Source organism: Magnetospirillum sp. LM-5, from assembly GCF_902729445.1.
GTDB lineage: Bacteria > Pseudomonadota > Alphaproteobacteria > Rhodospirillales > Magnetospirillaceae > Magnetospirillum.
In genome coordinates, this window is sequence record NZ_CACVCE010000056.1 from 147,740 (window position 1) to 162,507 (window position 14,768).

At 65.0% G+C, this 14,768-nt stretch carries 10 protein-coding genes; 9 read left to right on the top strand and 1 reads right to left on the bottom strand.

Annotated features, from left to right (window positions below):
* Positions 1–226 precede the first annotated feature (226 nt).
* Positions 227–679 carry a cytochrome c gene (locus MTBLM5_RS15990; RefSeq protein WP_173977054.1) on the top strand — a complete coding sequence of 151 codons (453 nt, stop codon included), beginning with the start codon at positions 227–229 and terminating at the stop codon, positions 677–679.
* 77 nt (positions 680–756) lie between these two features.
* On the opposite strand, the gene MTBLM5_RS15995 is transcribed toward MTBLM5_RS15990, so the two are convergent.
* Positions 757–957, bottom strand: coding sequence for a hypothetical protein (locus MTBLM5_RS15995; protein ID WP_068501918.1), 201 nt, complete (start codon positions 955–957; stop codon positions 757–759).
* Positions 958–1,122: 165 nt separating this feature from the next.
* On the opposite strand from MTBLM5_RS15995, the gene glgB reads away from it, so the two are divergent.
* The 8 genes from glgB (at position 1,123) to topA (ending at position 14,757) form a co-directional block, all read left to right on the top strand.
* Positions 1,123–3,324, top strand: coding sequence for a 1,4-alpha-glucan branching protein GlgB (glgB, locus tag MTBLM5_RS16000; protein ID WP_173977055.1), 2,202 nt, complete (start codon positions 1,123–1,125; stop codon positions 3,322–3,324).
* 66 nt (positions 3,325–3,390) lie between these two features.
* Entirely contained in the window at positions 3,391–3,684 is a 294-nt protein-coding gene (locus tag MTBLM5_RS16005; protein ID WP_173977056.1) for a nucleotidyltransferase family protein, read from the top strand.
* The gene (locus tag MTBLM5_RS16010; protein WP_173977057.1) at positions 3,681–4,052 is read left to right on the top strand and encodes a DUF86 domain-containing protein; all 372 of its coding nucleotides are present in this window, start codon (positions 3,681–3,683) and stop codon (positions 4,050–4,052) included. Before MTBLM5_RS16005 ends, MTBLM5_RS16010 begins: the two co-directional genes overlap by 4 nt.
* A 20-nt stretch (positions 4,053–4,072) precedes the next feature.
* Entirely contained in the window at positions 4,073–6,196 is a 2,124-nt protein-coding gene (gene glgX / locus MTBLM5_RS16015) for a glycogen debranching protein GlgX (RefSeq protein ID WP_173977058.1), read from the top strand.
* On the top strand, positions 6,193–8,379 hold the full coding sequence (gene malQ / locus MTBLM5_RS16020; RefSeq protein ID WP_173977059.1) for a 4-alpha-glucanotransferase: 2,187 nt from the start codon (positions 6,193–6,195) through the stop codon (positions 8,377–8,379). Before glgX ends, malQ begins: the two co-directional genes overlap by 4 nt.
* A 62-nt stretch (positions 8,380–8,441) precedes the next feature.
* On the top strand, positions 8,442–10,901 hold the full coding sequence (locus tag MTBLM5_RS16025; RefSeq protein ID WP_173977060.1) for a glycogen/starch/alpha-glucan phosphorylase: 2,460 nt from the start codon (positions 8,442–8,444) through the stop codon (positions 10,899–10,901).
* Between the two features lie 29 nt (positions 10,902–10,930).
* A complete protein-coding gene (gene dprA / locus MTBLM5_RS16030) occupies positions 10,931–12,085 on the top strand; it encodes a DNA-processing protein DprA (RefSeq protein ID WP_254431093.1) in 1,155 nt (384 codons plus the stop codon).
* A 29-nt stretch (positions 12,086–12,114) separates the two neighbouring features.
* Positions 12,115–14,757: a type I DNA topoisomerase gene (gene topA / locus MTBLM5_RS16035; RefSeq protein WP_173977061.1), complete on the top strand. Its 2,643-nt coding sequence runs from the start codon at positions 12,115–12,117 to the stop codon at positions 14,755–14,757.
* The last annotated feature ends 11 nt before the right edge of the window (positions 14,758–14,768 follow it).

Here is a 14,768-nt window from a genome sequence, read left to right on the forward strand (position 1 = left end):
GGCCGGTCAGCCGGGGACGATAGCAAACGAGCCGTGGAACGCAAGCCGGAAAGCTACTCGATGGGATGGGAAACGGGCAGGGACTTCACAAATTTTTTCTAACTCCCAATATGATATCGGGAATCAGGGGGCAACCGCAGCGCGATCCGTGACATGATCACCGATCCGAGTTGCGAGCCGGCCTTATAAAAGACGGTTCATTCGACCCCGGAACGGAGGAGTTTCCATGCGTTATTTCATTGGTTCGAGCGTGATCATCGCCACCCTGGCCATCGCCGCCGCCCAGCCGGCCTCGGCCCAGCAGAAGCCGGAAGAAGCCCTGAAGATGCGTCAGGGTCTGATGCAGGCGGTGCGGATGAATTTCGGCCCCATCGGGGCATGGCTGCAGGGCAAGGGCGATCTGCCGGCCGACGCCGCCGCCAAGGCCGAGAACGTCGCCGCCATCGCCAAGATGGCGCCGATGGCCTGGGCCAAGGGCACCGAATCTCTGTCGGGCGCCAACACCAAGTCGGAAGCCTTCGGCTCGGCCGATTTCGCCAAGGGCTGGGTCATGTTGGGCGAGGCCGCCGTCAAGCTGCAGGCCGCCGCCGCGTCGGGCAACGCCGACGCCACCAAGATGGCGGCGGCTGATGTCGGCAAGACCTGCAAGGGCTGCCACGACAATTTCCGCAAGGAATAAGACACCCTGAAAAGACATCGCCCGGCCCCTGATCGGGGGCCGGGCGAAATCCTTGTCTGCCGAACAAGCGGGAAAAATTACTCTTCGCCGCCGCCGGTCGAGGCCAGATACATCACACCCGACGTGAAAACGGCGGTGAGCAGCAGGCCCAGATAGATCGCATAGCCGGTCGGGCTAGCCGGACCCAGCAGGGCGCCCAGCACCGGAACCGCCAAATAAAGGGCAATCACCAGGACGCCGGCGACAACCAGACCCAGAACCTTGGGAAGGACGCTCATTGGACACGCTCCTTAAGACAACAATACCGGCTTAGGAATCAGCCGGTCCCCTCGGCGCAAACCTCTACCAGATTTGGGGATAATCGGAAAGGCTAATCGTTGCCGGTAGCGGGTCGGGGCAAACCCTGCTACCAAGAACGTCGAAGCATTGGAAGAGATCACCCCATGGCTCGCGCTGGTACCGACCTGTTCCCAACTTCCGACGTCCAGGCCTTGCTGGCCGGCCGGCATGGCGATCCCTTCGCGGTCCTGGGAGCCCATCCCGCCAAGTCGGGCTGGGTGGTCCGCGCCTTGGCGCCGCAGGCGGCCAAGGCCTGGGTGGTGGTCGATGGCGCCGAGACCGCGATGGACAAGGTCCATGCCGACGGGGCATTCGCCGCCCGGATCGGCACGGCCGACAAGCCGGCCTATCGCCTGCGGCTGGAATTCCCCGACGGCGGCGGGCAGACCATCGACGACCCCTATCGTTTCGGCCCGGTTCTGGGCGATTTGGACATCCATTTGCTGGTCGAGGGACGCCATCTGCGCACCTTCGAGAAGCTGGGCGCGCACCTGGTTCGTCACGAGGGAAGCGACGGCGTGCATTTCGCCCTGTGGGCGCCCAATGCCAGCCGGGTTTCGGTGGTGGGCGACTTCAATCATTGGGACGGCAGGCGCCATCCCATGCGGTTGCGCCACGGCGCCGGGGTGTGGGAGCTGTTCATCCCCGGCCTGGCCGCCGGCACCCTTTACAAGTTCGAACTGGTCGATGCGGGCGGCGCCCTGCTGCCCTTGAAGGCCGACCCGTACGGCCATTACGCCGAGGTGCCGCCCAAGACCGCCTCGGTGGTGTGGGACCTGGCGCCGCGCGAATGGTCCGACGGCGCCTGGATGCAGGGTCAGGCGGCGCGCAATGACCGCCATGCCCCCATCAGCATCCTGGAAGTCCATCTGGGCTCGTGGCGCCGCGTGCCCGAGGACGGCAACCGCCCGCTGACCTATGTCGAGATGGCCGAGCAACTGGTCGATTACGTCCGCGACATGGGCTTCACCCATGTCGAGCTGTTGCCGGTGCACGAACATCCGTTTTCCGGCTCGTGGGGCTATCAGCCGGTTGGCCTGTTCGCGCCCTCGTCGCGCTATGGGACGCCCGAGGATTTCCGCGCCCTGATCGAGGCGCTGCACCAGGCCGGCATCGGGGTGATCGTCGATTGGGTGGCCGGCCATTTTCCGCGCGACGCGCACGGGCTGCACCGCTTCGACGGCACCCATCTTTATGAGCACGAGGACCCCAGGAAGGGCCTGCACAAGGACTGGGACACCCATATCTACAATTACGGCCGCACCGAGGTCCGCAACTTCCTGTATTCGAACGCGCTCTATTGGATGGAGCAGTACCATGTCGATGGGCTCAGGGTCGATGCGGTGGCCTCGATGCTGTACCTGGATTACTCGCGCCAGCCGGGCGAGTGGATCGCCAACGAACATGGCGGCAACGAGAATCTGGAAGCCATCGGCTTCCTGCGCCACATGAACGAGGTGGTCTATGCCGAACATCCCGGCGCCATGACCATCGCCGAAGAATCCACCGCCTGGCCGGCGGTGTCGCGCCCGACCTGGCTGGGCGGTCTGGGCTTCGGCTTCAAGTGGAACATGGGCTGGATGCACGACACCCTTCGCTATTTCTCGAAGGACCCGATCCACCGCCGCTATCATCACGACGATTTGACCTTCGGCCTGCTATACGCCTTCCACGAAAATTTCGTGCTGCCGCTGTCCCATGACGAGGTGGTGCACGGCAAGGGCTCGATCCTGGCCCGCATGCCGGGCGATCGCTGGCAGAAATTCGCCAATCTGCGCGCCTATTACGCCTTCATGTGGACCCATCCGGGCAAGAAGCTGCTGTTCATGGGCCAGGAATTCGGCCAGGAACGCGAATGGGATTGCGAGGGCTCGCTGGACTGGCATCTGCTGGACGACCACCAGCATGATGGCGTGCGCCGCATGGTCAAGGACCTGAACCGGCTGTACCGGGTCGAGCCCGCCCTGCACCAACTGGATTGCGAGGCGGCCGGCTTCGCCTGGATCGATTGCAACGACCGCGACAATTCGGTTCTGTCCTTTGTCCGCAAGGGCATCGATTCCGACGATATCTGCCTGGTGGTGGCCAACCTGACGCCCCAGGTGCGCCACGGTTATCGTATTGGCGTGCCGGCCGACGGCTTCTGGCACGAGATCTTCAATTCCGATTCGCACTGGTATGGCGGCTCGGACGTTCACAATGACGGCGGCCGCCAGGCCGAGCCGCAGCCCTGGCACGGCCAGCCCTATTCGCTGGCCCTGACCCTGCCGCCGCTGGCGGTGGCGGTGTTCAAACGGGCACGGTGATTGGTCGTCTCTAGCGCCTTGGCCCCGGAAACACTATACTCGCGCCATCAGGAAGAGGTTGTCCTTATGCGCACGATCGACGACATCATCGGCAGGCTCCGTGAGATGCAGCCTGATCTGAGGCGCCGCTATCCGATCCGCGAGATGGGCGTGTTCGGCTCGTATGCGCGGGGGGAGCAGCGCGACGACAGCGATCTCGACGTGCTGGTGGAGTTGGGGGACGGTGTCACCTTGATCGATTATGTCGGGCTGCAATTGGAGCTTTCCGACGCCTTGGGCGTGACGGTCGATCTCGCCAACAAGAAGACGCTGAAGCGTCGTATCGGCCAGCGCATCCTTGCGGAAGTGAGACCGGTGTGATCCGCGACTGGCGTGATTTTCTCGACGATATGCGCGATCATGCCGAGACGGCCCAGGCCTTTGTCGGTGCGATGACGTGGGAAGAGTTTCAGGCCGACATCAAGACGATCTTCGCGCTTGCCCGCGCCATCGAGATTATGGGCGAAGCGGCGCGCCGCGTTCCCGAGGATGTCCGGAACTCCTATCTTGCCATCCCATGGCGAGAAATTATCGGCATGCGCAATGTCCTGGCCCACAATTACGATGGCGCCGATCCAAGGATCATTTACGATACCGCCACGCTCTTCCTGCCGGATCTGGTGGAAAAGTTGTCCGCCATCATTGCTGACTTGGCCCATGGCGACACCTTGCCGCCTGGTTCCGCCTGAAACGACGGATATCGACCTTCATGCCCCACCGCCGCCGTATCTGGGCCGGATCGCCCTATCCGCTGGGAGCCACCTGGGATGGCAACGGCGTCAATTTCGCGCTGTTCTCGGCCAACGCCACCAAGGTCGAACTGTGCCTGTTCGACTCGCATGGCCGCGAGGTCGAGCGGATCACCCTGCCCGAATATACCGACGAGGTGTGGCACGGCTATCTGCCCGACGCCCGGCCGGGCCTGTTGTACGGCTACCGGGTGCATGGCCCCTACGATCCCTATCGCGGTCACCGCTTCAACGCCGACAAGCTGTTGATCGACCCTTACGCCAAGGCGCTGACCGGCTCGCTGATCTGGTCGGACACCCATTTCGCCTTCCGCCTGGGCTCGAGCAGGCTGGACCTGGCCATGGACCGGCGCGACAACGCGCGTTTCATGCCCAAATGCAAGGTGGTCGATACCGCCTTCACCTGGGGCGCCGACCGCCGACCCGACACCGCCTGGTCCGACAGCGTGATCTACGAGCTGCATGTCCGCGGCTTCACCATGAAGCATCCGCAGGTGCCGCCGGCGGTGCGCGGCACCTTCCTGGGGATGGCCCACCCGGCGGTGATCGACCATCTGGTGAAATTGGGGGTGACGGCGGTGGAATTGCTGCCGGTCCAGGCCGGCGTCGATGAACGCCACCTGGTGGAAAAGGGCCTGCGCAATTACTGGGGCTACAACCCCATCACCTATTTCGCCGCCGAGCCGCGCTATTACGGCGCCAACCCGCACGGCGACTTCAAGACCATGATCGGCCGCCTGCACGAGGCGGGCATCGAGGTGATCCTGGACGTCGTCTACAACCACACCGCCGAGGGCAACCATCTGGGGCCGACGCTGTCCTACAAGGGCATCGACAATGCCAGCTATTACCGGTTGGTGCCGGGCTCCGAGCGGTGGTACGAGAATTATTCCGGCTGCGGCAACACCCTGCAGCTGTCCCATCCGCGCGTGCTGCAGATGGTGATGGATTCCTTGCGCTATTGGGTCGAGGAAATGCATGTCGATGGCTTCCGCTTCGACCTGGCCGCCTCGCTGGCGCGCGAGAAATCGGGCTTCGACGGCGGCTCGGGCTTTCTGGACGCGGTGCGCCAGGACCCGGTGCTGTCGCGGGTCAAACTGATCGCCGAGCCGTGGGACATCGGCGGCGACGGCTATCGCCTGGGCGGCTTCCCGCCCGGCTGGTCGGAATGGAACGGCCGCTATCGCGATACCGTGCGCCGGTTCTGGCGCGGCGACGGCGGCGTGATCGGCGACATGGCGTCACGGCTGACCGGCTCGTCCGATATGTTCGGCTGGGGCGGGCGCCGGCCGTGGGCGTCGCTGAATTTCGTCACCTGCCATGACGGCTTCACCATGGCCGACCTGGTGACCTATGAAAAGAAGCAGAATGCCGCCAACGGCGAGGATAACCGCGACGGCACCGACGCCAACTATTCCTGGAATTGCGGCGCCGAGGGCCCGACCGACAGCCCGGCAATCAATTCGCTGCGCTCGCGCCAGATTCGCAACATGCTGGCGACGCTTCTGCTGTCGCAAGGGGTGCCGATGCTGCTGGCCGGCGACGAGTTCGGCCGCAGCCAGGGCGGCAACAACAATGCCTATTGCCAGGACAACGATGTCGGCTGGGTCGATTGGGGCAAGATCGACGAGGACTTGCTGGCCTATGTCCAGGGGTTGTTGAAGCTTCGGCGCGAGCATCCGGTGTTCCGGCGGCCGCATTTCTTCAAGGGTGACCAGGTGGCGGGCGGCAAGCTCAAGGACATCACCTGGGTCACCCCCGAAGGCACCGAGATGACCAATGCCGACTGGACGGCGCCGTTCGCCCGTTCGCTGGGCTTCGTGCTGGGCGGCGAATCCTGCGTCGTCGATTCGCGGGCCGGCCGGTTGGATGCAGACGAGACCTACATGGTGCTGATGAACGCCTATACCGAAATCCTGTTCTACACCTTGCCGCCGCAGATGGGCGACAGCTGGGAAGTGTTGATGGACACCGCACGGCCCGGGCGGGTGGGCCCGGAAGAAGTGTGCGAAGGCGGCAGCCGGTTCCCGGTCAAGCCGCATTCGCTGGCGGTGCTGCGACGTCGGGAAGGGGGAACGCCATGAGCGAGACCGAAATGCTGGACCGGCTGGCCAGATTCGCCGGGATCGAGGATGGCTGGTGGGATTTCTACGGCCAGTGGCGGGTGGTTCCGGCTTCGACCAAGCGGGCCTTCCTGGCCGCCATGGGGCTGGACGCCGCCGACGAATCCCAGGCGGCGGCCACCCTGGCCCAACTCGAGGAGCGTCCGTGGCGCCGCTGGCTGGAGCCTGTGGCCCTGTTCACCGCAGGCCAGGCCGATCCGTTCGTGACGCTGACCGTGCCGGCCGACCTGGACAAGGTGAGTGCGGGCTGGACCCTGACCGAGGAAATGGGCGTCGGCCATTCGGCCTTCGTCACCATCGACACGCAGGAATGGATCGATGAACGCTGGATCGACGGCCAATTGGTCAAGCGCTGGAAGCTGCGCCTGCCGGAATTGCCGCCGCCCGGCTATCACCGCCTGAAGGTCGAGATCGGCACCGAAGCGGCCGAGATGACGGTGATCGTCGCCCCGGCCAAGGGCCACGTGCCGCCGGAAGTGGCCGGGGGCGCGCGGGCCTGGGGCCTGGCGACGCAGATCTATGCGCTTCGTACCGGCAGCGACTGGGGTGTCGGCCATTACGGCGCCCTGGCCGAACTGGGGCGGATGGCCGGCCGGCTGGGGGCCAAGACCGTCGGCGTCAATCCGTTGCACGCCTTGTTCCCCAATTGCGCCGAGCGCTACAGCCCCTATGCGCCGTCTTCGCGGCGTTTTCTCAACGTCACCTATCTCGACATCGAGGCCATCCCGGAATTCAGGCACTGCCGCGAGGCCAAGCGCACTTTCGCCTCGCCGGGGTTCCAGGCGACGCTGGCCCGGGTCAAGGGCTATCCGCTGGTCGATTACGCCGAGGTCGCCCGGGTCCAGCGCCCGGTGCTCGAAGCACTTTACGCCTGGTTCCGCTCGGAGCACCTGGCCGAGAACGACGAGCGTGCCCAGGCCTTTCGCGCCTTCCAGCGGACAGGCGGCGCGGCCCTTGCCCAGTTCGCCACCTTCGAGGCCCTGCACGAGCGCTTCCTGAAGGACGGGAACGGCTGGTGGCGCCACTGGCCCGAGGAATTCCGCCATCCCGCCAATCCCGCCGTCGCGCGCTTCGCCGCCGACAATGCGCTTCGCGTCGAGTTCTATGCCTGGCTGCAATTCGAGGCCGACCGCCAGCTGGGCGCCGCCCACCAGGCGGCGCGCGATTCCGGGGCGACCATCGGGCTTTACCGCGATCTGGGCGTCGGCATCGCCGGCGACGGCGCCGATTCCTGGGGCGACCAGGATTTGTTGGCGTTGGGCCTGTCGGTCGGCGCGCCGCCGGACCCGCTGGCGCTGAAGGGCCAGGATTGGGGGCTGCTGCCGTTCAATCCCATGGCACTGAGGGAAGCCGCCTATCGCCCCTTCACCGAAATCCTGGCCGCCAACATGCGCCATGCCGGCGCGCTGCGCCTGGATCACGCCATGCTGCTCCAGCGGCTTTATTGGGTGCCGCCGGGGGTGGACGCCGATCAGGGCGCCTATGTCCGCTATCCGGTCGATGACCTGTTCCGGCTGGTGGCGCTGGAATCGGCGCGCAATCGCTGCCTGGTGATCGGCGAGGATCTGGGCACCGTTCCCGACGGTTTCCGCGAGCGCATGGATTGCGCGTCCTTGTTCGCCTATCGGGTGATGGTGTTCGAAAAGACCGACGGCCGCTTCAAGCGCCCCGACGAATTCTCGCCCCAGGCCCTGGCGATCTTCGCCACCCACGACCTGCCCAGCATCCTGGGCTGGTGGAACGAGGCCGACATCAAGGCGCGCGCCCGCCTGAACCTCTATCCCCGCGACGGCATGGCGGCCGAGGAACAAGAGTCCCGCGCCACCGACCGCCGCCTGATGGTCGAGGCCCTGGCGGCAGAAGGTTTGTTGCCGGCCGACTTCCCCACCTCCGGGCCGTTGGACGCCGCCCAGGGCCAGGCGCTGACCGCCGCCGGCCACCACTATCTGGCCCGGTCCAGCGCCGCCCTGATGATGGTCCAGATCGAGGACGTCCTGGCCGAGGACAGCCAGATGAACCTGCCGGGGACCGTCGATCAGCATCCCAACTGGCGCCGGCGCTTCGCTTTGGACGTCGCCGGGCTGGACGGTGACGCCCGGATGAAAGCCCTACGGAATTTGCGGTCATCACCGAAAGTTCCTTGACAGCAGGGTAGGGGCAGGCCACTCCATTTCTTTGGGATTGCTTCAGGCGGGAAGGGCAGGTCATGCGCCGAGTTGGGCCACCGGTCGTCAAGTTGCTCGACGACGACGTCGAGAGCATCAAGTACTCGCTTGCCAGCCACCTGCTTTATTCGGTGGGCAAAGAGCCGATCAACGCCACCGCGCGCGATTGGTTCATGGCGGCCGCCTATGCCGTGCGCGACCGCGTCACCGAACGCTGGATGCCGACGCTGAACCGCTATTACGAGCAGGATCAGAAGCGCGTCTATTACATGAGCATGGAATTCCTGATCGGCCGCACGCTGACCAACGCCATGATCAATCTGGGCATCTACGATCAGGTGCGGGAAGCGGTCGGCCAATTGGGCCTGGATTTCGACGAAGTGGTCGGCTGGGAAGTGGAAGCGGCGCTGGGCAATGGCGGCCTGGGCCGTCTGGCCGCCTGCCTGCTGGATTCCATGGCGGCCCTGAACATCGCCGGCTTCGGCTATGGCATCCGCTACGATTACGGCATGTTCACCCAGCATGTCGAACATGGCTGGCAGGTGGAAAGCCCGGAAAACTGGCTGCGCTATGGCAATCCGTGGGAATTCGCCCGGCCCGGCGTGATCTATCCGGTCCGTTTCGGCGGCCGGGTCATCCATTACAAGGACGTGATGGGCCACACCCGCGCCCAGTGGATGGACGCCGAAGAGGTCATGGCCATGGCCTATGACGTGCCGATCCCCGGCCATGGTGGGCGGACCGTCAACAATCTGCGCCTGTGGTCGGCCAAATCGACCCGCGAATTCGATCTGAAATATTTCAATGCCGGCAATTACATCGAGGCGGTGCGCGACAAGAACGAGTCCGAGACCCTGTCCAAGGTGCTCTATCCGTCCGACATGACCGAGCGGGGCAAGGAACTGCGCTTCAAGCAGGAATATTTCTTCGTCGCCGCCTCGATCCAGGACATCCTGGCCCGTTTCCGCAAGTCGCACGACAACTGGGACATGCTGCCCGAGCGGGTCGCCATCCAGTTGAACGACACCCATCCGGCCATGGTGGTGGCCGAACTGCAGCGCGTGCTGGTGGACGAGCACCAGCTGGATTGGCACCGCGCCTGGAGCCTGACCCGGCGCTGCTGCGCCTATACCAATCACACGCTCATGTCGGAAGCCTTGGAGACCTGGCCGGTCGATCTGTTCGGCCGCATCCTGCCCCGGCACCTGGAAATCGTCTATCAGATCAACCACGAGTTCCTGCAGGAAGTTCGCCATCGCCATCCGGGCGATTCCGAGTTGCTGCGGCGGGTCTCGGTGGTAGCCGAAGGCGACGAGCGCCGCATCCGCATGGCCCATCTGGCGGTGGTCGGCAGCCACAAGGTCAACGGCGTCGCCGCCATCCATACCGGCCTGATGAAAAGCACGATCTTTTCCGATTTCGACCATTTAAGCCCGGGCAAGATCACCAACAAGACCAACGGCGTCACCCCCAGGCGCTGGCTTTTGGGCGCCAATCCCGGCCTGGCCAAGCTGATCAGCGGCGCCATCGGCGACAGCTGGGTCACCCACCTGCACGAGTTGAAGAAGCTTGAACCCTTCGCCGCCGACAAGGGGTTCAGGGCCGAATTCGCCGCCGTCAAACGCGCCAACAAGGAACATCTGACCGACGTCATCGGCCAGCGTCTGGGCATCGACCTGACCGCCGATTCGCTGTTCGACGTGCAGATCAAGCGTATCCATGAATACAAGCGCCAATTGCTGAACCTGTTGCACGTCATCAGCCGTTACAACCGCATCCGCTCGAACCCGATGATCGATCTGGTGCCGCGCACCATCATCATCGGCGGCAAGGCGGCGCCGGGCTATGCGCTGGCCAAGCTGATCATCAAGCTGGTCAACGACGTCGCCGACGTGGTCAACAACGACCCCCTGGTCGGCGACAAGCTGAAGGTGGTGTTCGTCCCCAACTACAACGTCTCGACCGCCGAACTGGTGATGCCGGCGGCGGAATTGTCGGAGCAGATCTCGACCGCCGGCACCGAGGCCTCGGGCACCGGCAACATGAAAATGAGCATGAACGGCGCCCTGACCATCGGCACCTGGGACGGTGCCAATGTCGAGATCTGCGAGGAAGTGGGCGAGGAAAACATGTTCCTGTTCGGCCTGACCGCCCAGGAAGTGGCCCGCATTCGCGTCGATGGCTATGACCCGGCCCGGGCGATCAATTCCGACGAATGCCTGAAGAAGGCGATCGAGCTGATTTCCACCGGCTATTTCTCGCCCGACCAGACCGATCGCTTCCAGGGGATCGCCGATGTGCTGACCCACGGCGACCATTACCTGCTGACCGCCGACTTCCCGCTTTATCTGGCGGCGCAGGAACGGGTCGACCAACTGTACCGCGATCCCGACGAATGGAACCGCCGGGCGATCTTGAACGTCGCCCGCATGGGCAAGTTCTCGTCGGACCGTACGGTGGCCGAATATGCCCGCGAGATCTGGAACGTGGCCGTAGAGTAGGGGCGTGCTGCTTCCCATTGACGCCTTGCATGCAATGGCCCACTCTGCGCGCCATGAGCGAGGCGACACGAACCCTTTCGCCGCAAGAGCGTCTTGACTGGCTGCGCCTGATCCGCAGCGAGAATGTCGGGCCGCGCACCTTCATTCGCCTGCTGGAACGGTTCGGCTCGGCTTCGGCCGCGCTGGCGGCCCTGCCCGAACTGGCCAAGCGCGGCGGCCGGGCCAGGCCGATCGTCATCTGCCCCAAGGAAACCGCCGAACGCGAAATGGCGGCGGCGCTGGATCTGGGCTGCACCGTGCTGGCGGCGTGCGAGCCGGGCTATCCGCGCTATCTGGCCGCCATCGACGATGGCCCGCCGATCCTTTATGCCCGGGGCAACGCCTCGCTTCTGACCCGGCCGATGGTGGCGATGGTCGGCGCGCGCAACGCCTCGGTCAACGGCCGCAGCTTGACCCGGCGCATGGCGGCCGAACTGGCCGGCGACGGGCTGGTGGTGGCGTCGGGGCTGGCGCGCGGCATCGACACCGCCGCCCATGAAGGTGCGCTGTCGGGCGGCACCGTGGCGGTGATGGCGGGCGGGATCGACGTGGTCTATCCGCCGGAAAACGCCCGGCTTTACGACGACATCGTCGCCATGGGCTGCGCGGTGTCGGAAATGCCGCCCGGCACCCAGCCGCAAGCCAGCCATTTTCCCAGGCGCAACCGCATCGTCTCGGGCCTGTCCTTAGGCGTGGTGGTGGTCGAGGCCTCGTTGAAGTCGGGGTCGCTGATCACGGCGCGCATGGCTGCCGACCAGGGCCGCGAGGTGTTCGCCGTTCCGGGGCATCCCATGGACCCGCGCGCCCAGGGGCCCAACGACCTGATCCGCCATGGCGCCACTCTGACCGAAGGGACCGCCGACGTCCTGGCGGTCTTGAACGACATGCTGCGCCGGCCGTTGGCCGAGGGTCGCAAGGCTGTGTTCGCCGCCGCTCCCCAAGCGATTGTCGATGAATCCGAGCTGGCGCACGCCCGGACTCTTTTGCTGGAAAGCTTGGGTCCTGCTCCGGTGACGGTTGACTTGCTGATCCGCGAATGCCAATTGTCTGCTTCCGTGGTGTCCCTGGTCCTGCTCGAGCTCGAGCTGGCCGGTCGCCTGGAGCGGCTGCCTGGAAATCAGGTGGCGCTGCTGGCTGGCATCTGAAGCATTTTCTCGTACCTGATCGGGGCCGGATGAAGGTCGTCGTCGTCGAATCGCCTGCCAAGGCCAAGACCATCAACAAGTATCTTGGCCCTGATTTCCAGGTCCTGGCCTCGTACGGCCATATCCGTGACCTGCCGGCCAAGGACGGCAGCGTGCGCCCCGATGACGGCTTCGCCATGGATTGGGTGGCCGACGGCAAGTCGGAACGCCAGATCAAGGAAATCGCCGCCGCCGTCAAGAAGGCCGACAAACTGTTCCTGGCCACCGATCCGGATCGCGAGGGCGAGGCGATTTCGTGGCATGTCCGCCAGGTGCTCGAGGAAAAGGGCGCCCTGAAGGGCAAGGACGTCAAGCGCGTGGTGTTCAACGAGATCACCAAGAGTGCCGTCCTGGACGCCATGAAGAATCCCAGGGACATCCATCAGGATCTGGTCGATGCCTATCTGGCGCGCCGCGCCCTGGATTATCTGGTCGGTTTCACCTTGTCGCCGGTTCTGTGGCGCAAGCTGCCGGGCTCGCGTTCTGCGGGTCGCGTGCAGTCGGTGGCGCTCAGGCTGATCTGCGAGCGCGAGACCGAGATCGAGCGCTTCAAGACCCAGGAATATTGGTCGGTGGCGGTGGATTTCCTGACCGCCAAGGGCCAGGCGCTGACCGCCAACCTGACCCATCTGAATGGGATCAAGCTCGACAAGTTCTCGCTGGGCGACGAGGCGGCGGCCCAGTCGGCCAAGCTGGCCATCGAGTCCGACCGGTTCCATATCGACAAGGTCGAGCGCAAGAAGGCCAAGCGCAACCCCTATGCGCCCTTCACCACCTCGACCCTGCAGCAGGAAGCCAGCCGCAAGCTGCATCTGGGCGCCAGCCGCACCATGCAATTGGCCCAGCGCCTGTACGAAGGCGTCGATATCGGCGGCGAGACGGTCGGTCTGATCACCTATATGCGTACCGATGGCGTGCAGATGGCCGCCGAGGCGATCGCGGCGGCCCGCGACCTGATCGGCAAGGATTTCGGCAAGGCCTATGTGCCGGCCTCGCCCCGGCTTTACAAGGCCAAGGCCAAGAACGCCCAGGAAGCGCACGAATGTATCCGCCCGACCGACATGTTCCGGCGGCCCGATCAGGTGGCCAAGTATCTCGATCGTGACCAGCTGCGCCTGTACGAGCTGATCTGGAAGCGCACCGTGGCCAGCCAGATGGCCGCGGCCGAGCTGGATCAGGTGGCGGTGGACATCGCCGGCGAGGGCAAGAAGACCGTGCTTCGCGCCACCGGCTCGGTGGTGGTGTTCGAGGGTTTCTTGAAGGTCTATCGCGAGGATCGCGACGACGCGCCGGCCAGCCCCGACGAGGACGAATCCGAACGGCTGCTGCCCGACGTCACCGAAGGCGAGGCGATGAGCCGCCAGAAGGTCACCCCCGAACAGCATTTCACCCAGCCGCCGCCGCGCTATTCCGAAGCCAGCCTGGTCAAGCGTCTGGAAGAGCTGGGCATCGGCCGGCCCTCGACCTATGCCTCGATCCTGACGGTGCTGCAGGAACGCAATTACGTCCGTCTGGACCAGCGTCGGTTCATCCCGGAAGATCGCGGCCGCCTGGTCACCGCCTTCCTGGAAAGCTATTTCGGCCGCTACGTCGAATATAATTTCACCGCCGATCTGGAAAATCAGTTGGACGAGGTGTCCGACGGCAAGATCGACTGGCGCAAGGTGCTCGAGGCGTTCTGGCGCGACTTCCTGGGGGCCGTCGAGGGCACCAAGGAACTGCGCGTCTCGGAAGTCATCGAGACGCTGGACCGCGAACTGGGGCCGCATTTCTTCCCCGAACAGCCGGGCGGTCACGACCCGCGCCTGTGCCCGGGCTGCAATTCCGGCCGGCTGTCGTTGAAGCTGGGCAAGTTCGGCGCCTTCATCGGCTGTTCCAGCTATCCCGAATGCCGCTTCACCCGGCCGCTGACGGTGGGCACCGACGGCGACGGCGCGCCCGAGGGCGGCGACACCACCCGCGAACTGGGGACCGACCCGGCCACCGGCGAGCTCATCTCCCTGCGCAAGGGGCCCTATGGCTGGTACGTCCAGCGCGGCGACGGCCCCAAGCCCAAGAGGGTGTCGCTGTATAAGGGGCTGGAACCGGCCGATGTCGGCCTCGAGATCGGCCTGAAGCTTCTGGATCTGCCGCGTCCGGTCGGCACCCACCCCGAGACCGGCAAGAACATCGCCGCCGGTGTCGGCCGTTTCGGTCCCTATCTGCTGCATGACGGCGTCTACAAGTCGTTGACCAAGGACGACGACGTGCTGACCATCGGCATGAACCGCGCCATGGAACTGCTGTCCCAGGCGCGCGGCAAGGCCGCCGGCCCGTTGCGCACCCTGGGCGAGCATGACGGCAAGCCGGTGACGGTGCATGAGGGGCGTTATGGCCCCTATGTCAGCCGCGACGGCATCCATGCCACCCTGCCCAAGGGCACCGACCCGCTGACGGTGACGCTGGAAGCGGCCCTGCCGCTGATCGCCGCCAAGGCTGCCAAGGCACCGGCCAAGAAGACGGGCCGCAAGGCCAAGGCCGCCGCACCCAAGGCCGAGACGTCTTCCCCCGCCAAGAAAGCCCCGGCCAAGAAAGCAGCCGCGAAAAAGACCGCCGCCAAGAAGGCCCCGGCCAAGAAGTCCGCCAAGGCCTAGCCCCAGTGCCT

What these genes read in the sequence shown, in the direction of transcription:
- MTBLM5_RS15995 (WP_068501918.1), bottom strand. Translation starts at nt 957, where the DNA reads ATGAGCGTCCTTCCCAAGGTTCTGGGTCTGGTTGTCGCCGGCGTCCTG.
- malQ (WP_173977059.1), top strand. Translation starts at nt 6,193, where the DNA reads ATGAGCGAGACCGAAATGCTGGACCGGCTGGCCAGATTCGCCGGGATC.
- MTBLM5_RS16025 (WP_173977060.1), top strand. Translation starts at nt 8,442, where the DNA reads ATGCGCCGAGTTGGGCCACCGGTCGTCAAGTTGCTCGACGACGACGTC.
- dprA (WP_254431093.1), top strand. Translation starts at nt 10,931, where the DNA reads ATGCAATGGCCCACTCTGCGCGCCATGAGCGAGGCGACACGAACCCTT.
- MTBLM5_RS15990 (WP_173977054.1), top strand. Translation starts at nt 227, where the DNA reads ATGCGTTATTTCATTGGTTCGAGCGTGATCATCGCCACCCTGGCCATC.
- topA (WP_173977061.1), top strand. Translation starts at nt 12,115, where the DNA reads ATGAAGGTCGTCGTCGTCGAATCGCCTGCCAAGGCCAAGACCATCAAC.
- glgX (WP_173977058.1), top strand. Translation starts at nt 4,073, where the DNA reads ATGCCCCACCGCCGCCGTATCTGGGCCGGATCGCCCTATCCGCTGGGA.
- glgB (WP_173977055.1), top strand. Translation starts at nt 1,123, where the DNA reads ATGGCTCGCGCTGGTACCGACCTGTTCCCAACTTCCGACGTCCAGGCC.
- MTBLM5_RS16005 (WP_173977056.1), top strand. Translation starts at nt 3,391, where the DNA reads ATGCGCACGATCGACGACATCATCGGCAGGCTCCGTGAGATGCAGCCT.